We start from the raw sequence: 20655 nt of genomic DNA, 5'->3' as shown, positions 1-20655 counted from the left end.
ACTCCTTATAAAATAATAAAATAAAAATTAAGGATGCCCTTGCATCTTTATGGGGATGGTGGGTTTCCCTGCCGGAAAAGACACCACCTGTCAAACAGAGGGACACTTTGCCTTAAAACAACATGCCCGTAATTAGAACTGCTTTTTTAAAGCTTTGTCAAGCTGGAATATACCTTCAGTCCGCTATTAAAAAGACCTGTTCCCGATGACCTTCAAATCAGCAAAAAGAAGCTTTTCCTTACCCCATCATTGCAGGAATATCCAGACAAAAAATCCATAAAAACTCAGGAAAATGCAAGGCCTTTTTTTCACCGGGAAAAGCCTCCTGTACAGAAACCCGAAGCAGGGTTCCATTCACCCTGGCAGAAATAAGCGGACCATCTTCAGGTGGCCTGTCCATTCTATGGATTTTGCCAGAAAAAATACCTTCCAGAATTTCTTCTGCTCCTGGCAGATCCGTCACCCAGAAAAAAGGAGCCTTTTCACAGGCAAGGAAGAGGCGCAGCCAGAAACGTATCCGTTCTTCCATCCGACAGAGAACCGGCTTCTCCCCATCCCTGACTATATTTTCACCGGTGCTTTCCCCCATAAGACCCGCCAGCATATTCCTGCCTGCGGATGCAACCTTCCGAAAATCTTCTTCCAGCTCCTGATTCTCCCTGTCAAAGGCTTCGGCCTTCATTAAAAAAAAAGCAGCCATGGCAAGGGATTCATCTTTTTTTTCCACAACAGTACCAACAGACACTTCGCCACGTATCTGTCTGGCCAGAATATGGGGGTCAGGCACGGACTCTTCTTTTTTTGAAAAAAAATGTCCCAAGCCCTCTTTACCGAGAAACCCAGCCCTCTCCTCCAGACTTGCAGCCATGGCTGACAAAAGATCAAAATCCAGCCCTTTAGGTTTTATGGGAATCAGCCAGCCTTCCTGCATGGCTTCAAGGGTGGGCGGAAAAAGGGCAGACTCCAGGCCTTTAAGGATGTGGACTCTGGGAGCAAAGGAACGGATACAGCCTATGGAAAGGGCGTTCACATTCAAAAAAGGAAAATATAGAACTTCCATAAGACACAGCTCCTTGATTATTAAATCTTTTTTCCATCCTGCAGCATGACTCCCATGCGCAGCAGTTCTTCCCTCAGATAATCCGCAGCTTCCCAGTCACCCCGGCTGCGGGCGGCCTCCCTTTCGGCAAGCTTCAGTCCGATCTCAGGATTTCCGGATGTATCCACAAAATCAAAGACCTGAAGCACGCTGTCCAGCTCCCTGAAAACCTGAAGGATTGCCGATGCACCCAGCGACCCTACCCTGCCTTCGGCAAGAAGGCGGTTGATGCTCCGGATCTGATTGAATATCCCGCCCATGGCTGCCGAGATATTAAGGTCATCATCCATATCCCGGATAAAATTCTCCTTGAGTTCCAAAGTCAGCCTTTCCATCTCAGGGTTCTCCTCACCCATGGTCAGACAGGCAAGCCTGTGGATACAGCTGTCTATGCGGGAAAGGGAACGGCGCACGGCCAGCTGAATATCTTCGGTGAGCAGGGCAGGCTTACGGTAGTGGGCCGAAAGAAGCCAGAAACGGATTTCCCTGTCCGTCATCCCCCGTTTCTCTAGATCTTCCAGAGTTATCCGGCATTCCTGTCCCACGGCCTGACCATCCACAAAAACCCGGTCACAATGCATCCAGCAGCGGGCCATGGGGGCACCTGTGGCTGCGGTGGCGATGGCAATCTCGTTTTCATGGTGGGGAAAAAGAAGATCCCTGGAGCTGGTATGTATGTCAAAGGTCTGTCCCAGATATTTCATGGACATGGCTGCACACTGAAGATGCAAAGAAGGCCTTACATTGCCCCATTCCGTAGAAGCATAAATTCCCCGTTTCAGCTCGGAAAGCCGGATACGCTTGAGCAGGGTAAAATCCCTGGGGTTATCCTTTTCATATTCCTCAAGATCAACTGTTGCTCCCAGACGGATCTTGTCCAGATCCACTCCGGACAGGGAACCGTATTCGGGAAATGCGGAAATATTAAAATAGATGGAATGATGTTTTTCATAGGCCACACCGGAGCTGACCAGTTTTCTTGTGAGGGATACCATATCATCCAGATGCTCACTTACCAAAGGATAGTGCTTGGCAGGCTCCACCTTAAGCCTTGCAAGATCTGCATGGAAAATGTTTATCCACTTTTCGGTAAAATCCTTTAAGGGAAGACCTGCGGCCTCGGAACCTGCGATGGTCTTATCATCCATGTCTGTAATATTCATGACATGGGTTACATCCAGTCCCCGGTATTTCAAATAACGGCTGAGCAGATCACTGAAAACAGCCCTGCGGCATCCTCCAAGATGCATGCGGTCATGGACGGTGGGGCCACATGAGTAAACGGAAGCCTTTCCCTCATGCAGGGGCTTAAAGGCCTCTCTGGTGCGACTGAGGGTATTGTAAAATTTCAGAGTCTCAGGTGTCTTGCTGGCAAAAAGTTCGGTGGACAGATAACGCTCCCCACTGTCCGGCAGCATCACCACCACAATCCCCTTTTCCATGGATGCGGCCACATCCTGGGCTACAGCCATGGCAGCTCCGCTGCTCATACCCACAAGAAGACCCTCTTCCAGGGCAAGTTTGCGGGCCGTTTCAAAGGCCCTGCCATCCTCGATATTCACCTTCTGATCCAGCCTGTTTTTTTCATAGAGTTCCGGCTGGTAGGCTTCCTTCATGTTTTTAAGGCCCTGAATCTTGTGACCGAGATAGGGTTCCACACCAATGATACGGACTGCAGAATTCAAAGCCTTCAAGCCCCTTGAAAGGCCCATGAGCGTCCCCGTGGTGCCCATGGTGGCCACAACGGCATCCACCTTTCCTCCGGTCTGATCCCAGATTTCCCTTGAAGTGCCTTCGGCATGGGCCCGCCAGTTGGCTTCGGTATTGTACTGGTCTGTCATAAAGTATCGGTCAGGATGTTCCCGTACCAGCCGATAGACGGCCTCAATGGCGCCATCTGTACCCAGATGCCCCGGCGTCAGGAGAATTTCAGCCCCCCTTGCCTTTAAAATACGCCGTCTTTCCAGACTTACGGATTCACTCATGGCCAGCATTAAGCGGTAGCCCTTTATGGCACAGACCATGGCAAGGCCTATGCCCGTATTGCCGCTGGTGGCCTCAATCACCACCTTGTCTTTGGTGAGAATACCCGCCTCCTCGGCCATGCGTATCATGTAAAGGGCTGCACGATCCTTTACCGAGCCACCGGGATTCATATATTCCAGTTTGGCAAAAATCCGCACCAAAGGATTGGGATTCATGCGACGGATTTCCACCAGAGGGGTATTACCTATGAGATCCAGAAGGGAATTTGACATATAATATCCTGAAATATTGGGTTCTGGGCATAAGGCACCCAAGATGTTTGCAAGTGAGCCTGCAATCGTTTTTAGATTTTTTACGGAGCGGAAGTTTTATTCAAGATACCGGGCAAGCCGTTCACATGGCGGACATATTCGGCAATACGGCTTTTGCGCTCAAGGCCCGAAGCAGCCATGAAACGGACACTGCCAAAAATCGGCCTTGAAGGCCAGGGCCTGTCATGCAGACCAAAAATCCATCCACACCCTGCATAGGAACAGGGATCTCTGCCATCGAGAAATAAACAGTTGTTCAGATAGAGAATACGTTCAAAGGCCTCTTCCGGAGAGGGCGACCACTCCAGAATTTTTTTCCCCCAGTACATGCGCATCACATTGTGCATATATCCGGTCAGACGCATTTCCTCCATGGCTGCATTCCAGTAAGGATCATGGGTAGAGGCATCCTCCAGCTCTTTTAAAGTATAAAGATAAGGCCTTTCATCCCCCCTGTGCAGCTCCAGGGTTTCCCTTGCCCATGGCGGAAGGCAGTTATAATTGTCATAATCCGGCGTATAATTCACAAAATTCACGGCCAGCTCCCGTCTTACCACAAACTGCTCCAGAAAAGCTTCCCTGACTTCCGGTTCCAGCCCACCGGCCTGCACCCTGCGCACCACAAGCCCCGGACTGATCATGCCAAAGTGCAGAAAAGGAGAAAGAAAAGATACCGCATATCTATGGGGCAAGCTTCTGTCCTTCACATAGTTTTTTGCCCTCTGTTCAAGGAAATTATCCAGACAGTTAAGGGCGGCCTTTTCTCCACCCTTAAAAAACCAGGCCTCTGGCATGGAGGACCATGGAACCCCGGCCCTGTGCAGGAGAGCCTCCCCTTCTTCGGGATTTTCCCCTGCGGGCGGATTACCCTTGAAAGGATGTGCCGGAAGCATGGACACAGGCTCCAGAAAATCCGCCATTTTCCCCATGATTTTAGGACGGAGAACATAAGCTGCATAGGCTCTGCGGTGAAAAGCTTCGGCCACTGGCACCACCACACTGGCTTCCACGGCAAAGACGGCACATGAAAGCCGTTTCGCAAGATTTTCCCGCCAAATTTTCTGATGGCGAAGATACCCCACGTCACAGATCAGGGCAGCAGCATCCCCTGCCAGCTGATATATGGTATCTTCAGGCTCCCCAATGCGAAGTACAAAGGCAATACCCATGGACTGCAACTTAGCTGCAATTTCCTGAAGGCCCTCCAGCATAAAAACAAAATGGGGCCACCTGGCTTCCGGATAATATCCCCAGAGGGAAAAAGCCACCACCAGAGGTTTTTTCAAAAAAGCCGCAGTTTCCAGGGCAAAGGCTAAGGCAGGATTGTCCTCCACCCGCTGGGACTGCTGCATCCAGTAGAGCACATAGCCCGCATCTCTGCAAAAGCCCCTGTCATTTTTACGCTGTATTCTTTTTTCCCCCACACGGGAAAAGGCATACAGGACTTCCTCCATGACTATATCCGTTTCAAAGGAGAAAGCTGACCCCGCCACTCTGCCAGAAAAGCTTCCAGTGCCGCAATTTCAGCAGAAAGCATCACTTCCTGCACAGGGCTTCCTCCATCCCAGCCATGGCCGAAACTCAGGTACCTGTCATTAAGTCTTGCCTCAATCTCAATGATGGAAATGTTGGGATTGGTTTCCTTATTCCGCATCAGTTCAAAAAAAGTACGGTCATAGGTATCATCAAAAAGACTTTCCCCCCACTTTTCCGTTTCATTCAGGCTGTCTGCCATGGCAATCTCCTTATCGGGTCTGAATCTCCAAGAGTTTTTCTTCCACAATGGTAATCATCTGCTCCGTCAGCAGATCCGGATGCTGCATGGCATCCACAATAAAAAAACGATACTTTTCTTTTTCCGCCAGATCCAAAAATCCCTGCCGGATATTCCGGTGAAAAACAAGAGTTTCCTGTTCAAAGCGCATCTCTTCTGCTTTTCTTGCACCAAGGGCCGCCTGGGATAAGGCCCTTGCCAGACCTTCTTCCGGTGGTAAATCCAGAAGAAAGGTGATATCCGGACAAAGTCCCTGAAGCACCAGATCATGGACCTGCTGAATACGCTCAGGAGCCAGACCCCGGGCAACCCCCTGATACACCGTGGTACTGTCTGCAAAACGATCACTGATGACTATCTTTCCTGCGGCAAGGGCAGGCCTGACCACCTCTGCCAGATGCTGAGCCCGGTCTGCAGCATAAAGAAAAAGCTCTGTATCCGCCACTATGGCTCCGTTGGCAGGGTCCAGAAGCAGAGCCCGGATTTTACGACCAATGGCTGTCCCACCGGGTTCACGGGTAGAGACCACCCCGTATCCTTTTTTTTCAAGCCTTTGGGCAAGGCGCAGTACCTGGGTACTTTTTCCAGCACCTTCACCGCCGCAGAGGGTGATAAGCATAAGAATGATTTCCTTCGGGGCTTCCCTTGTGTTTTTGGACAATATTGTCCATCCAACGCCCTTGTCCGGGCCTTAAAGTGCATGTATAGTCCATAACCTTCGGAGGTTCAAGGAAAAGCCCCCGTATTCTTTTTCCCGGAAAACACAGGATGACTGTTTATGCGGTTTTACCCATGCCTGCTGACTTTGCTGGCTTTATCCTTCATCGGCCTGACATATGATGCTACAGTGACTGAAGCTTCTGCTCCCTATACCATTGAAGCAGACCACATGGGCTATAATCCTGCAGACGGACAATACACAGCCACTGGGAATGTTAGGATTACTGGTGGGGATATGATACTCCACGCAGACCGTATTTTTTATATACCAGAAGAAAAAATCATATCCGGAGAAGGCAACATACTGCTTCAGACCGGCAATGACCGTATGGAAGGCGAACGTATCCATTATAATATGGAAAAAGGTACAGGCACCATGGAAAAGGGCGTTCTCTTTATTTCAAAGTCACAATTCCGCCTGAGGGGCAGAAAGATTGAAAGGATCGGAGAACACACATATATGATTGATGGTGCAGGCATTACCACCTGCGAGGGGGATGTCCCTGACTGGGAAGTAACTGCCTCCCATATCAAAGTCACCCTTGAAGGTTACGGAACCCTGAATCATGGAGCCTTCCGCGTGAGAGGCATCCCAGTTCTCTATGCCCCCTGGCTTTTTTTCCCCGCCAAGACCCAGAGACAGAGCGGCCTGCTCATGCCTGAAATTCATCTGTCAGACCGTTACGGTTATGAACACCTGCAACCCCTTTACCTTGCCATCAGCGACAGTTCCGATGCCACCCTCTACTACCACTTCATGGAGAAAGGAAGGGACAGGACAGGCCTGGAATACAGAAAAATGTGGAATGCAGAAGACCGCATGACACTGAGACTGGATGGTCTCAGCCAGAAACTAAATCAGGAAGAAAAAAACAATCCCGGCATCAGCAGTGACCGCTACTGGTTCCGGATGAAACAGAATTTTTCCCCTGCAGGAAATGCAAGGGCATTTCTGGATCTGGATCTGCTCAGTGATACCGCCTATTTTGATGATTTTAAGGGCGGATCTTTAAGCTTTGCAAAAACCGACAGTCTCTTTCAAAACGAATTCGGCAGGGGGATTAACCCGGAAAAGGAGAAAACCCGGACCAACCGCCTGCTTTTAACCACAAACACTGAGATTGTAAGGGTAGAGGGTGAGTTCATCTGGGAAGATGATATCCGCAAAAGAAAAGAAAACCTGCAGGACTCCACGGTGCAGCGCCTTCCCCGTATCCGCCTTTCCACCCGGAGACAGGTCCTTTCAAACACATTTCTCTACCATGCCTTTGAATCGGAAGGAGGCTATTTTTACCGGATTGACGGAGAAAAGGGGAGCCGGATTGACCTCGCCCCCCGCCTCTACGCCCCTTTCCGCATGGGGACTGTGTCTGCAGAACCTTCGACTGGTCTGCGTCAGACCTTCTGGTATACGGAAAATCCTATGGATAAGGAAAATGAAGGCCATAAAAATTATAACCGTACACTGTTCGATGCCCGCCTTGATCTTTTTACGGAGATTTACAGGGTATTTGATGTGGAAAGAACATCCGCAGATAAAATCCGCCACAGCCTTCAGCCCAAAATCACCTTTGAGTTTATTCCGGATGAGGACCAGAATGATCTCCCCTATTTTGACGATCTGGACAGAATAGAAAAAAAACGCCTTATCACCTACAGCCTCACCCAAAGCCTGACCGCACGCTTTCCTGACAAGGAAGACAAGAAAGATAGTTTGCATGGGTACAGGGAATTTCTCCGCCTGAAAATCTCCCAGAGCTATGATATGGACAAAGCAGAAGAAAATGGGGAAAAAGCCTTTTCCGATGCCAGAGGGGAATTCTCCCTTTTTCCATCGGATAATATCCGCCTCTTCAGTGATCTCACCTGGTCTGTGGAAAATTCGAACTGGGGAGCCTACAGCGCAGGCCTGGATCTGAAAAGAGGCATTAACCATTTCTATGCAGAGCATCGCTATGCAAAGGATCTCTCCGCATCCCTTCATCTCCGTGGCTACCTGGGCCTGACGGACACCCTTGGTTTCATGTGGGAACATGAGCGTAATCTTAAAGAAAAAACCAACAACAAACAGGACTATGGCCTGCGCTACAACGCTGGCTGCTGGCAGCTGGATATGATTTATTCCGATGACAAGGATGATAAGAAAATCGGTTTCTACTGGACACTTAAGGGCCTTGGCAACTTTGAACACAGCCTTGGCAAAGAAAGACTGCCATGATTATGGCAGAGACTCACCTGCATCTGAGCTTTGTTGTTACGCATACTTATGCTGTCTTTACGCAAAAGCCTCGGACTGAAGCCTTCAGGATGCTGACAGCAGGCCATCCGGCTTTTTCCATTAAAAGTCTTTATAAACACAATCACCTGATATAAAAAGAGTTACTAATATAATCCCCAGAACTTACAATGAAGGAATTCTTCCGGCCGGAAAACAGAATTTTCACCATAAACCCTTGACTTCCGGTACTCTTCCTTCTATGTACTTCGCTTGAATTCTTATCGCCGGAGGAGGCAAGTAAATGAACAAGCTGGAACTGATTGCAACACTTAAAAACGAAGCGGATATTTCCAAGGCAGAGGCTGCGGAAGTTGTACAGATTTTCTTTGATTCCATGACAGAAGCTCTGGCCAAAGGTGAGCGGGTTGAAATCCGGGGTCTTTGCAGTTTCTTTATCAAAGAATACAAAAGTTATACGGGCCGCAACCCCAAAACCGGGGAAAAGGTATTGATACAACCCAAAAAACTTCCTTTTTTCAAATGTGGCAAAGAGCTTAAAGAACGGGTCGATTACAGAGAAAAAACCGATCCGGCATAAGCCGCTTTCGGTTTTTACAATCTGAACCGCGCGCAGGTATCCGAAGCAAGTTCTAGAAAAACAATACAGGGCCTGCGTTGCGGTGACTTTTTTTGCCCATGGAAGGATGGGAACCTTGGATTCCGACCCACAGACAGCATATGGTTTTCATCATCTTGAAGGACAGGCCCCTGCAGTCCGGTCTCTGGAAGGCATGCTCATATCAGGGCGACTGCCCCAGGGTCTTCTTTTTTCCGGTCTGCCGGGAACAGGAAAATCCCTTGCTGCCCGCACCCTGATGATGGTGGAGAACTGTACGGACTCCGAAGCCCCCTGCGGCCAGTGCCGGTCCTGCAGAAAAATTATTATGGATCAGCACCCGGACTTCATAGGTATTCAGCCGGTCAATGGGATCATCCGTATTGAGCTGATCCGAAAACTCATAGAACAGCTGATCCGAAAACCCCACGAAGCCAGAAAACGCTTTGTTCTGCTGACAGATGCCCAGGCCATGAACAGGGAAGCAGCCAATGCCCTGCTCAAAGCACTGGAAGAACCGCCCGATGCCACCTACTTTATCCTGATGACTTCGGATCCCCAGAGACTGCTTGAAACCATCCGGTCCCGCTGTCAGGAAATTCGCTTTCTTCCCATGCCGGTCGAAATACTGGCTGAAAAACTCCGCCCCATGGCTCCCGATGATGCTGCCGCTCTGTCGGCGGCAAAACTGGCCTGCGGCAATTTTTTACTTGGCCAGGCCCTTATCAGAGAAAACCATAAAAGAAAAATTATTGCCCGTACATTTTCCCGTGGAATTTACCTGGAACCTTCAAAGGCCCTTGCCCTTTCCGAATGGCTGACACCGGACAAGCCCAGTGCAGAAATCAGCCTGATCATTATGGAAGGTCTTTTCAGAGATATCTGCCTTGCAGCAACGAATCCCGATGTGTTATGCATTCATGGGTTTTTTGATGACTGCAGACAGGAAATTACCGAAGCCGGGGAAAAAATTCTTCCGGAACAGGCCATGAATATGATTCAGCACATCCGTGACATCAGGCATCGTATGGATCAGAACATTCTGCCCAGGCTGGCAATGGATGCGATGCTTATGAATCCGGACAATGCTGCCTGACGCTGCCCTGCTGCATAGGGCCTGATCCTTATCGATCTGAAACAAGGCCGACCGCCGGTATCAGGAGTCCTGGAATCGGCGGTCCGTTTTTTTGGGAGTATTATGATCCGAATTGCAGGTGTACGATTTAAATCCGCAGGCAAAATCTATGATTTCAATGCAGGTGATCTGGATATTTCCCTTGGCGATGCAGTGATCGTGGAGACGGAACAGGGCCTTGGCTTTGCCACCCTGACCACCCCCATTCGCCAGCAGGAAAAACCCCATACGGGTCAGACTCTGAAAAACGTCCTCCGCCTTGCGGATGCCAGCGATTTTCTCCGTGTGGAAGAAAACCAGAAAGTTGAAGAGGCTGCCCACCAGTTCTGCAAACAGGAAGTGGAAACCCTGAATCTTTCCATGAATCTTTTTTCCGTGGAAAGTACCTTTGACGCATCCAAGCTTACTTTTTTCTTTACATCCGAAGGAAGGGTGGATTTCCGGCAGCTGGTTAAAAATCTGGTAAAGGAATTCCGGGTACGCATTGAAATGCGCCAGGTGGGAATCAGGCATCAGGCAAAAATGTGTGGCGGAGTTGGCCGCTGTGGTCGCCAGACCTGCTGCAGTGCCTTTATAGAAAAATTTGAGCCAGTTTCCATACGCATGGCAAAGGAACAGGGACTGTCCCTGAACCCTACCAAAATATCCGGACTCTGCGGCCGTCTCATGTGCTGCCTGACCTATGAAAACAGTACTTACAGGGATTTGAAAAGCGGTATTCCCAAAATCGGCAAGCTGGTCAGTACGCCTAAGGGAAAGGGGCGCATAACCCGGCAAAATGTCATAGCCAACCGCATCTCAGTACGTATGGAAGATGGTCTTGAACTTGAGTTCAGCGCAGAGGAAATATCCCTCCATAGCGCACTACCGGCCGATGGAGACAACTGAATATAAACCAAAAGGCCATACCCTGCTTTGATCAGGCGGTATGGATTGCAACTTTCAGGGAACAGATATCATGTCTGAGGTTTTTTACATCACCACCCCCATTTATTACGTAAATGCCAGACCCCATCTGGGTCATGCCTATACCACCATTGCTGCTGACGTGGCTGCCCGCTTTGCACGTATGCAGGGAAAAAACACTTATTTTCTTACGGGTACGGACGAACACGGAGACAAAATCGTAAAGGCTGCTGCCAAAGAAGACAAAAGTCCCCGCACCTATGTTGATGCCATAAGTGCTGAATTCAGAAATCTCTGGCCTGAACTTTCCATCACCCATGACCAGTTCATCCGCACCACGGATCCTGAACACATAAAGGTAGTACAGTATCTTCTGCAGAAAATTTATGATGCCGGAGACATTTATTTCAGTGAGTATGAAGGACTTTACTGCTATGGATGTGAGCGTTTCTATACGGAAAAAGAGCTGGTGGACGGCAAATGCCCGGACCACCTTACGGAGCCTGAAAAAATTCAGGAAGCCAACTATTTTTTCCGCATGGGACGTTATCAGGAATGGCTGGTTGAGTACATTCAGAAAAACCATGACTTCATCCGTCCTGAACGTTACAGGAATGAAATTCTGGCCTTTCTGCGGGAGCCCCTCGAAGATCTCTGCATTTCAAGGCCAGTTTCCCGCCTGCAGTGGGGAATTCCCCTGCCCTTTGATAATCGTTTTGTCACCTATGTATGGTTTGATGCCCTTACTAACTATGTGTCTGCACTGGGGTACCCTGATGGTGAAAAATTCAGTACCTTCTGGCCAGCAGCCCAGCATATTGTAGCAAAGGACATCATCAAACCCCACGGCATCTACTGGCCCACCATGCTGAAAGCTGCGGGAATTGCCGTCTACACCCATCTCAATGTACACGGATACTGGAATATCTCAGAAACCAAAATGTCCAAAAGCCTTGGCAATGTGGTGGACCCCCTCGCCATGAAGAACACTTACGGTTCCGACGCCTTCAGATATTTTCTAATGCGGGAAATGGTCTTCGGGCTGGACGCCTCTTTTTCCGAGGAAGCCCTTGTCACAAGGATCAATGCGGACCTTGCCAATGACATCGGTAATCTCTTCAGCCGTGTCATTGCCATGACCCATAAATACTATGGCGGAAAAGTTCCTTCTCCCCATGGGTCAAAAACCTCATCCATGGATTTCGGACTGCATGCAGGGGCAGTGCAGGCTACAGAGATTTTTGAAGAACAGATGCCTTTAATGGCCTTCCACAAGGCACTAATGGCCGTGTGGGCCTTCATCGGCCAACTCAACAAATATATTGATACCACGGCACCCTGGGAACTTCATAAAAACGGACAGCAGCCAGAGCTGGATACGGTCATATACAATATGCTGGAAGGCCTGCGCATAGTTACCGGCCTCATATCACCAGTCATGCCTGAAACAGCAGTAAAAATGCAGCAGCATCTGGGACTTGATCCGGGGCTTGAAGACTGCCAGGCAGTAAGTCTGGAAAGCCTTAAAAAATGGGGCAGTCTGCCATCGGGGCATACGCTACCCAAGGCCATACGTCTTTTCCCCCGCATTGAAACAAAAACTGAAACAGATACGGCTGCTGCCCCCCCTCCCGCACCCAAGGGCCTCAAGGATGCCAAGCCCGCCATCAGCATAGAGGATGTGGCACGCCTGGATCTCCGTGTAGGACATATTGTCAGTGCTGAAACCATTAAAAAATCCGATAAGCTGCTTAAACTTCAGGTCAGCCTTGGCGAGGAAGTACGTCAGGTCGTTGCCGGTATTGCCCAGGACTACAGTCCCGAATCTCTCATCGGTCTTCAGGTCACCCTTGTTGCCAACCTCAAACCCGCCAAGCTCATGGGGGTAAGATCCGAAGGGATGATTATCGCAGCCAACGGAGAGAACGGTCTCTGTCTGGCAAGCTTTGACAGGCCTGTACAGGCTGGAAGTATCGTAAAGTAAGTGGATTGTCATACCTATGCATGTTTATAGACCGGAACCCTCATGGCGCAAAGGGCAGGCGGAACGCATCCAGCGCAAAACCGGAAAATCCCGGACAGAAAAACCCCGGACAGGAAAATTCAAAAAACCTGCGAGATTCCGGAGTCGCCTGCTACCTTATTTTGTACTGTTTCTTCTGGCTGGTTGCCTCTTCTTTTTTTTCCCTTTTTCATCCAAGAAGGAAGAACAGCAGGAGGAAAAAGCAGAAACCGCCATGGAAAAACCCAGGACACCGGATGTTCTGACTGACAGGCTTATTCACCTGGCCTTAAAGGAAGTACCACCGGAATCTCTGGTAAAAGATACCATACCCTTTCATATCCATGGGCAACCCTTTACTGCCATAAGCACCCTGGATGATGAGCTGCAAAGCAGACTGCTGAGCTACGTGTTACGGGCTGAGATTGCCGGACGGGGTATGCCGGAACTCCTTTCCATTGTAGTCATGGAACCGTACACTGGAAAAATCAAAGGACTTGCAGGAACAAAGGCCCATGTGCAGGGTGGAGACCCAAGTGTGGCCTTTACGGTCCATCCAGCAGCCAGCATATTTAAAATTGTTGCCGCAGCCGCAGCCATGGAAAAGCATGGCCTGAAACCGGACAGTCCCCTTTTTTTCAACGGAGAAATGTATACCCTATACAAAAAACAGATGAGCCAGCAAAGGCATCGTTATACCAATCAGATATCCCTGAAGGATGCCTTTGCAAGAAGCATCAATCCTGTTTTCGGAAAACTTGGCTACCATGATCTCCAGAAACCGGGCCTTTCCCTTTATGCCGAACGTTTCGGCTTTGACGGACGGCCTCCGGAAGGTACCTTGCCTGCCCCTGCCAGTGAAATTGTCTTCAGTGACACCCCCTACAGCTGGGCTGAAATTGCCTCCGGGTTCAACAGAAGAACCCTCATTTCTCCCATACACGGAGCTTCCATAGCCTCTGCCATTATAGCAGACGGTATCCTTCCCTCTCCCCATATTGTAGAAAAAATCATGGACTCAGATCAGAGTATCAGGTATCAGGGATCAAAAGATCCTGGACGACAGGCAATCAGAAAAGAGACTGCCGAAGCCATGCAGGTGCTCATGGAACGAACCGTCACATCGGGTACCTCCAGCCGTATTTTCCGGGGCCATCAAAGGGACCGTATTCTTGGTCCTTTGCGCATAGGCGGTAAAACCGGCTCCATATCCAACCGCAGCAGGGATATCCGCTATGACTGGTTTGTGGGATACGGAATACATCCCGACGGACGGAGCATCGCTGTTTCCGTCATGGTAGGCCATGGTGCCTATATAGGCAGGCGGGCAGGAGAGTATACAAAGGACATCCTTTCCTTCTGGTTTGATCCAAGGCGTCTTCCAGCCAAAACTGAAGAATCATAAATATAAAGACCTTTTGTTCGTGATACCGACCGACTTTGCTAAAATATAAATTTTCCTGAGGAGATAAAGTATGCCGGGTTTTGAAATTTTCGGAGAAGAAGAACGCAGGGAAGTACAGGAAGTCCTCGATACCGGTGTTCTTATGCGTTACAATTTTGACGGGCCCCGCAGAGGAATTTTCAAGGCAAGGGATTTTGAAGCAGAACTTGCAAAACGTCTTGGTGCCGGCCATGCGCATCTGGTTTCCAGCGGGACGGCCGCACTTCAGGTCATGCTGGCCAGCTGCGGCGTGGGTGCAGGGGATGAGGTAATTGTACCCACCTTCACCTTTGTGGCAACGGTGGAAGCCGTTCTTGCTGCAGGTGCTGCACCTGTATTTGCAGATATTGATGAAACCCTCTGCCTCTGCCCGAAGGCCGCGGAAAAAGCCATCACCAAAAGAACCAAAGCCATCATGCCCGTACACATGTGCGGTTCCATGGCCCGCATTGATTCTCTGGAAACCCTTTGCAGAGAAAAAGGACTGCTGCTTCTGGAAGATGCCTGCCAGGCCGTGGGAGCCACTTTTAAGGGTAAAGCACTGGGCCGTTTTGGCCGTATGGGCTGTTTTTCCTTTGACTATGTCAAAACCATCACCTGCGGCGAGGGTGGCGGGCTGATCACCGATGATGCGGATCTCTATTTTAAGGCCCAGGCCTTCTCCGACCACGGCCATGACCATGTGGGGCAGGACAGGGGTGCCGAAGGCCATCCCTTCATCGGTCTCAATTTCCGTACCAATGAGATGAATGCCGCCGTAGGACTTGCCCAGTTAAGAAAGCTGGACACCATTCTTGCCACCCAGCGCAAAAATAAGGGCATACTTAAAGAAGCCCTTGCAGCACACAAAGGTGTACGTTTTCGGGAAATCCCTGATCCTTCCGGAGATTCTGCCACCCATTTAAGTTTTTTCATGGAAACGGAAGATAAAGCACGGGCCCTTGCCAAAGCCCTGCCAGCCCATGGTGTGGATGGCGTTTTCTACTGGTATGACAACAACTGGCACTATATAAAAAAATGGGAACATATCAGAAAGATGGAAAGCCTTGCTCCCCTGCCCCTGGAGCTGCGCCATGATACACCCGATTATACAGGACTTTCCCATCCCGTATCCGATGCCATCATGTCCCGAACACTATCCATGCAGATCCGTCTGGGATGGACACAAAAAGATCTTGAAACCCGCATACAGGGCATCGAAAAAGCCTTTGCCCTGATCTGATCTATGAAAGGAAACCCTATGTACCGCAATCTCAAAGTCGTTCCCCGGGTGGTTTTTGGCCGCGGCTGTTTTGATCAGCTGGACGCCGTACTTGAGCCGCAGAGAAAGGGCTCCGGCATCATGGTTTTTGTTCTGGACGATTTTTTTGAAGGAAAAGCCCTTGAAAAACGAATACCTTTACGCAAGGGAGATCTTCTCCTTAGGGTCAATGTGGACAAGGAACCCAAAACCACGGGCATTGACGCCCTGACCGAACAGGTAAAAAACTTCTGCGGCAAGGATGTGATGCCCGACGGCGTGATAGGAATTGGCGGCGGCTCCATTCTCGATACGGCCAAGGCTGTTTCCCTGATGCTCACCAACCCCGGTGCCTCCCATGAGTATCAGGGATGGGATCTCATAAAATATCCAGGTGTTTATCATGTGGGCATTCCCACCCTTGCGGGTACGGGAGCAGAAGTTTCCCGCACGGCTGTTCTCACAGGGCCTGTACGCAAACTGGGACTCAATTCCGACCACACCGTCTATGATCAGGTGGTTCTGGATCCTGATCTTCTGAATGGTGTAAAAGAAAGCATACCCGAGCAGTGGTTCTGGACAGGCATGGACTGTTATATCCACAATGTGGAAGCCCTCTGCGGCACCTTTGTGAATGAATATGCCAGAGCCTTTGGTGAACAGTCTCAGGTACTCTGCAGGGAGGTATTTCTGGATCACCACCCTGAATCCGATGAAAAACTCATGATGGCCTCCTATTTTGGTGGAATGAGCATCGCCTACTCCCAGGTGGGAGCCTGTCATGCCCTTTCCTATGGCTTAAGTTATGTACTCGGCCTCCACCATGGCATTGCCAACTCCATTGTCTTTGACTATCTGGACGATTTTTATCCTGAAGGCGTCAAAGAATTCCGTGCAATGGCGGAAAAAAACAAAATTAAGATCCCAAGAAACCTCACAGCAGACCTCAGTGAAGAACAGATGCAAAAAATGATTGATGTCTCCATGGGTATGGTACCTCTCTGGGAAAACTGTCTGGGAAAAGAGTGGCAGGAAAAAATGCCAAAGGAACGTATGCGACAGCTTTTTGAAAAAATGTAAGCCCCAAAATAAATTTTGATTTTTTCCAAAGCCCCAGCAAAATTGCAGGGGCTTTGTAACTGTTCAGCACAGTTTTCCATATCATACCTGCAAGACAGATGCACAGGCCTTCAAAGCTCTGATCCGAAACGATTGCAATGTCACTTTCAAATAGCCTCGGAGCCTTGCAACAGTACGAAGCTGCTGCAATGACAGCATTGGTAATTCGAAATAAATTGTGCTGAATAATTACGGGGCTTTTTGACATCTGTGCTGTTTCTGTGTAATTTTTATTATTTTGTATAACTGACATAATGTTTTACTACCATTTTCTCATGCTAACAAAAAAACAAATCCCTTACATCTATCACCCTTTCATTAAGGTATAATATATGCTTCTTTCCAGTTTTTTCTCCGGACAGTCTTCCGAAAACCGCCTTCTGCCCCCTTTAAAAAAAATATTCTTCGGCCGCAGCCTTTCTTCCGTCCCGGAAGGTTCCCTGGTATTTTTCCCCTTATATCCAAGCTCCCTTGCCTGTGGCCTTGCCGGGCTGATGGCCTTCAAAAAAAACAAAGAGGATCTCACCTTTGATCATATCTCACCTGAATTAAACGATGCGTTCAAAGAAATCATCCAGAGCGACATCCGCAGCCTGAAGGCTGAAGACATGGAAGCCTCCTTTCTGGGCGGAAAAAAGAATATGGAAATACTATCTTCAAAGATCGAAGATCTTCGAAGTGAAGCTGCCATGACTGCCCTTTTTAATAATCATGAAATCCGGAACAAATTTTCAGATCTGGCAAAAAAAATATCTGAACGGATTATGGATCAGAAAGCTGCCCTTATGGAAAAACAGGCCATGCTTTCCAGAGAGCTTCTGGCGGAACTCACAGACCGCCTTGAAAAAATACAGGATATCCACTGGCATCTTTCCAGGGATTTTCTAAACAACATGGACAAGATAAAACTTCTTTGCGGCAATTATTCCATGCAGCCATCGGAATCTGCCATTTCCGTCTTCCACAGAACCAATACGGTTTTAAACAGTATTGAAATCCTTGAAGTACGGGGCAGGGATTCTGCCGGAATTTCCATTTTTTTTACCCTGTCACCCAGTGCTTTTAAAAAATATCAGAAGATGGTGGAAGAAGAGGGACTTACTGAACAGCTTGCAGAACGCAGCAATCCGAGGGTGCTTGTCAATCAGTCAATTGCCGTGCAGCATCAGATCCTTAAAAAACAGCACAATGTCAGCCTCTCCTTCACCTACAAAATTGCTGCTGAAATCGGATCTTTGGGAGATAACGGTAATTTCCTGAGGAGCCAGATCAAAAACGACCCTCTCCTTCACCTGATCAGCTGTCTTCCCCGTCTCCACTTTTCCGTAGCTGCCCATACCCGATGGGCTTCGGTGGGTGAAATATCCGTACCCAACTGCCACCCCGTAGACAACCAGACAGGAGATCCGGGAAATATCCGCACCGGAATCATCCAGGTGGCGCTGAACGGTGATATCGATAATTACCTTGAGCTTAAAAAACAATATGAAAACCGTTGGGATTTTATTCCCGGTGAAATATCCACGGATACAAAAATCATTCCTTTGCAGATAGAACATTATCTCAGGGAAGGAAAAAGCATTGAAGAAGCCTTCCGCTGTGCCGTATCGGATTTTGAGGGTTCCCATGCCATCTGGATGCAGACGGATCTGGCCCCTGACAAACTTTTTCTCGCACAGAAAGGCTCCGGCCAGGCCATTTTTGTTGGCATAGGAAAGGACGGCTATATTGCAGCCTCTGAGGTTTACGGTTTTGTGGAAAGCACTCCCCGGTATATAAAAATTGAAGGGGAAAAAATTGCAGAAGGTATCCATGGCCCTGTTCAGGGACAGGTTTTTATTCTTGATGAAAACCCGAAAGATCCTTTGCAGGATATCCATGCCTTTTATTACGATGGCACACCCGTAAAAATCAGTGAAGAAGATCTCAGGGAAACGGCCATTACATCAAGGGATATCGACCGCCAGCATTTTCCCCATTATTTTATAAAGGAAATCAGTGAATCTCCCAGATCCGTTGCAAGAACTTTGCAGGGACGCTTTCATCTGGAAGATGCAGAAACGGGGGGCTATACGGTAAACCTTGAGGAAAATGCCATCCCCCTGCCACTGCAGCAGGCACTTAAGGAAGATCAGATCCGGAGAATATTCTTTATCGGACAGGGCACGGCATCCATTGCTGCCCAGACTTCTGCTGACCTGCTGCGCCATTATCTAAATGATCCTGCCATACAGGTACAGGCCCTCAAGGCATCAGAACTCAGCGGCTTTTTTCTGGAAGATTCAGACGGACCGGAAACCATGGCAGACGCCCTTGTGGTGGCCATCAGCCAGTCCGGAACCACCACGGATACCAACCGCAGCGTGGACATGGTCCGCAGCCGTGGTGCCAGAACCATCGGTATCGTCAACCGCAGGGATTCAGATCTCACCTTCAAGGTTGAAGGCGTGCTTTACACAAGCTCAGGCCGGGATATTGAAATGTCCGTGGCTTCCACAAAAGCCTTTTATTCTCAAGTGGTGGCAGGGGCACTGCTGGGTCTCCAGATCACTCAGATTACGGGAAAAAGACGTCCGGATTTCATCAGCACAGAAATCAGAGAACTACTTGCTGTACCGGAAAAAATGGAAAAGGTTCTTTCCATTAAAGAAAGTATAGGAAAGGGTGCAAAGGAACTTGCCGTTACAAGGCTTTACTGGGCCACGGTAGGCTCTGGTCCCAACAAGAATGCTGCAGATGAGATCCGCATCAAGCTCAGTGAACTCTGTTACCGAACAATTTCATCGGACTATGTGGAAGACAAAAAACATATTGACCTTTCCGCAGAACCACTGATCTTTGTCTGTGCAGCCGGAACAAGGCCTTCCGTCATCGGAGACATAATCAAGGATACAGCCATTTTCCATGCCCACAAGGCCCTTCCAGTGGTGGTGGTATCCGAAGGAGATCACCGTTTTGATCCCTATGCCTCCCAGATCATTCCCGTACCGGATCTGCCAGAACATCTGGCTCCCCTGCTCACCACCCTTGCCGGTCATATATGGGGATATCATGCAGCCCTTGCCATCCATGAGGGCTCCCGTTTTTTCTATGAAGAGCGCCGTACAATAATGGAAACCGTTCAGGGCTTTTCGAAAAAGGGTATGGACATCCATGAAATTGTTCTGGAAAAACGCTTCCGTGAAGAAATGGCACTTTTCGGAGTCCTTTTCAGAAAAAGTCTTTCCGAAGGTCCACTGCACTCGCTGATGGATGCAAAGGATGCCACGGATCTGCTGCTTCTGACCAAATACCTCTCCGGTCGTCTTCCAGTCAGCGATATTGAAATGGACTTCGGGAAGGGTGAAAGCATACAGGGTATTTTAAACCGTTTTTTTGAAAAAATGGGAAAAGCCATCAATCTTCTTTCCCGGCCTGTGGATGCCATTAAGCATCAGGCAAAAACCGTGACAGTAGGCACCAGTCGCATTAAGGAAAAAGCTGAGGGTATCCTCTTTGAAGCACTGGAAAAACATGAAATCCACGTATCCCAGCTAAGCAGCCGAAATATTCTTGTTCTGAGGAATCTTCAGGGAGTTATTTCTGCGGTCAACGGTGCATTTCTGTACAAAGTGGAAGGCCTGAATCTTCTGGGAGACGTCAACAGTCACACCAGCATCTCCCTGATTCAGAAAACAGGCTCCCTCTCCGGGATGTCTTCACGGACAGAAAAAGATCCTGTCCTGCGGGGAAGCAAGCGCATTATAGTGCAGGAAGGCAACGTTTTTATCGGTCAGGGAAAAAAAGACGGACGCAGAATTCTTATAATACCTGCCTTTTCAGGAAATACAGAAGGTCCGAGACTCCTTGAATACCTTTTATCACTGGATGTGGATTTCCACAGCGAGGTCCCCCTCTTTGCCCGGATGAAAGCTCTGGGAGGCAAACTGGACCGTATCCGAAACAATGTCAACGAATACTCCGTTCCATGGAAGGATGAATATCTGGATCTCTTTGCAACGGAAGAGCTTTTCGGTTTAACCGCAGACAGGATTGTGGAAGAGATACTGAAACGGCGGGAATTAAAGGACTAACCATAAAAGAAT

General features: G+C 49.0%; 14 protein-coding genes. 9 read left to right on the top strand and 5 right to left on the bottom strand.

Annotated features, from left to right (window positions below):
* Window positions 1-238: 238 nt before the first annotated feature.
* The 5 genes from FIM25_RS03185 to tmk form a co-directional block, all read right to left on the bottom strand.
* On the bottom strand, window positions 239-1060 hold the full coding sequence (locus FIM25_RS03185; RefSeq protein ID WP_139446209.1) for a hypothetical protein: 822 nt from the start codon (window positions 1058-1060) through the stop codon (window positions 239-241).
* A gap of 20 nt (window positions 1061-1080) precedes the next feature.
* On the bottom strand, window positions 1081-3357 hold the full coding sequence (locus FIM25_RS03180; protein WP_139446206.1) for a cysteine synthase: 2277 nt from the start codon (window positions 3355-3357) through the stop codon (window positions 1081-1083).
* 80 nt (window positions 3358-3437) lie between these two features.
* Window positions 3438-4850: a deoxyribodipyrimidine photo-lyase gene (locus FIM25_RS03175; RefSeq protein WP_139446202.1), complete on the bottom strand. Its 1413-nt coding sequence runs from the start codon at window positions 4848-4850 to the stop codon at window positions 3438-3440.
* 2 nt (window positions 4851-4852) lie between these two features.
* Window positions 4853-5131 (bottom strand): hypothetical protein, encoded by a 279-nt coding sequence (locus FIM25_RS03170; protein ID WP_139446200.1) that lies wholly within the window; start codon window positions 5129-5131, stop codon window positions 4853-4855.
* A gap of 10 nt (window positions 5132-5141) precedes the next feature.
* Entirely contained in the window at window positions 5142-5789 is a 648-nt protein-coding gene (gene tmk, locus FIM25_RS03165) for a dTMP kinase (RefSeq protein ID WP_139446343.1), read from the bottom strand.
* Window positions 5790-5948: 159 nt separating this feature from the next.
* On the opposite strand from tmk, the gene FIM25_RS03160 reads away from it, so the two are divergent.
* From FIM25_RS03160 to FIM25_RS03120, 9 genes are all read left to right on the top strand, one after another.
* Complete coding sequence (locus FIM25_RS03160; protein WP_139446197.1) at window positions 5949-8108, top strand: LPS-assembly protein LptD; 2160 nt, start codon at window positions 5949-5951, stop codon at window positions 8106-8108.
* A gap of 301 nt (window positions 8109-8409) precedes the next feature.
* A complete protein-coding gene (locus FIM25_RS03155) occupies window positions 8410-8706 on the top strand; it encodes an HU family DNA-binding protein (RefSeq protein ID WP_139446195.1) in 297 nt (98 codons plus the stop codon).
* Between the two features lie 115 nt (window positions 8707-8821).
* The gene (gene holB, locus FIM25_RS03150; protein ID WP_179953120.1) at window positions 8822-9820 is read left to right on the top strand and encodes a DNA polymerase III subunit delta'; all 999 of its coding nucleotides are present in this window, start codon (window positions 8822-8824) and stop codon (window positions 9818-9820) included.
* A 102-nt stretch (window positions 9821-9922) separates the two neighbouring features.
* Window positions 9923-10747, top strand: a complete 825-nt coding sequence (locus tag FIM25_RS03145) for a PSP1 domain-containing protein (protein ID WP_139446189.1) — start codon at window positions 9923-9925, stop codon at window positions 10745-10747.
* A gap of 70 nt (window positions 10748-10817) precedes the next feature.
* Window positions 10818-12749: a methionine--tRNA ligase gene (metG, locus tag FIM25_RS03140; protein WP_139446187.1), complete on the top strand. Its 1932-nt coding sequence runs from the start codon at window positions 10818-10820 to the stop codon at window positions 12747-12749.
* 16 nt (window positions 12750-12765) lie between these two features.
* Window positions 12766-14172 carry a penicillin-binding transpeptidase domain-containing protein gene (locus tag FIM25_RS03135; protein WP_139446184.1) on the top strand — a complete coding sequence of 469 codons (1407 nt, stop codon included), beginning with the start codon at window positions 12766-12768 and terminating at the stop codon, window positions 14170-14172.
* 70 nt (window positions 14173-14242) lie between these two features.
* On the top strand, window positions 14243-15433 hold the full coding sequence (locus FIM25_RS03130) for a DegT/DnrJ/EryC1/StrS family aminotransferase (RefSeq protein ID WP_139446181.1): 1191 nt from the start codon (window positions 14243-14245) through the stop codon (window positions 15431-15433).
* Window positions 15434-15451: 18 nt separating this feature from the next.
* Window positions 15452-16531 carry an iron-containing alcohol dehydrogenase family protein gene (locus FIM25_RS03125; RefSeq protein WP_139446177.1) on the top strand — a complete coding sequence of 360 codons (1080 nt, stop codon included), beginning with the start codon at window positions 15452-15454 and terminating at the stop codon, window positions 16529-16531.
* A gap of 371 nt (window positions 16532-16902) precedes the next feature.
* The gene (locus FIM25_RS03120) at window positions 16903-20643 is read left to right on the top strand and encodes an SIS domain-containing protein (protein ID WP_139446176.1); all 3741 of its coding nucleotides are present in this window, start codon (window positions 16903-16905) and stop codon (window positions 20641-20643) included.
* Window positions 20644-20655: the final 12 nt, after the last annotated feature.

The organism is Desulfobotulus mexicanus (genome assembly GCF_006175995.1).
GTDB lineage: Bacteria > Desulfobacterota > Desulfobacteria > Desulfobacterales > ASO4-4 > Desulfobotulus > Desulfobotulus mexicanus.
Note: the sequence above shows the minus strand (reverse complement) of the source record. Positions and strands in the feature narration are given on the sequence as shown.

Coding starts and splice junctions, on each gene's coding strand:
- FIM25_RS03185 (WP_139446209.1), bottom strand. CDS start 1,060: ATGGAAGTTCTATATTTTCCTTTTTTGAATGTGAACGCCCTTTCCATA.
- FIM25_RS03180 (WP_139446206.1), bottom strand. CDS start 3,357: ATGTCAAATTCCCTTCTGGATCTCATAGGTAATACCCCTCTGGTGGAA.
- FIM25_RS03175 (WP_139446202.1), bottom strand. CDS start 4,850: ATGGAGGAAGTCCTGTATGCCTTTTCCCGTGTGGGGGAAAAAAGAATA.
- FIM25_RS03170 (WP_139446200.1), bottom strand. CDS start 5,131: ATGGCAGACAGCCTGAATGAAACGGAAAAGTGGGGGGAAAGTCTTTTT.
- tmk (WP_139446343.1), bottom strand. CDS start 5,789: ATGCTTATCACCCTCTGCGGCGGTGAAGGTGCTGGAAAAAGTACCCAG.
- FIM25_RS03160 (WP_139446197.1), top strand. CDS start 5,949: ATGCGGTTTTACCCATGCCTGCTGACTTTGCTGGCTTTATCCTTCATC.
- FIM25_RS03155 (WP_139446195.1), top strand. CDS start 8,410: ATGAACAAGCTGGAACTGATTGCAACACTTAAAAACGAAGCGGATATT.
- FIM25_RS03145 (WP_139446189.1), top strand. CDS start 9,923: ATGATCCGAATTGCAGGTGTACGATTTAAATCCGCAGGCAAAATCTAT.
- metG (WP_139446187.1), top strand. CDS start 10,818: ATGTCTGAGGTTTTTTACATCACCACCCCCATTTATTACGTAAATGCC.
- FIM25_RS03135 (WP_139446184.1), top strand. CDS start 12,766: ATGCATGTTTATAGACCGGAACCCTCATGGCGCAAAGGGCAGGCGGAA.
- FIM25_RS03130 (WP_139446181.1), top strand. CDS start 14,243: ATGCCGGGTTTTGAAATTTTCGGAGAAGAAGAACGCAGGGAAGTACAG.
- FIM25_RS03125 (WP_139446177.1), top strand. CDS start 15,452: ATGTACCGCAATCTCAAAGTCGTTCCCCGGGTGGTTTTTGGCCGCGGC.
- FIM25_RS03120 (WP_139446176.1), top strand. CDS start 16,903: ATGCTTCTTTCCAGTTTTTTCTCCGGACAGTCTTCCGAAAACCGCCTT.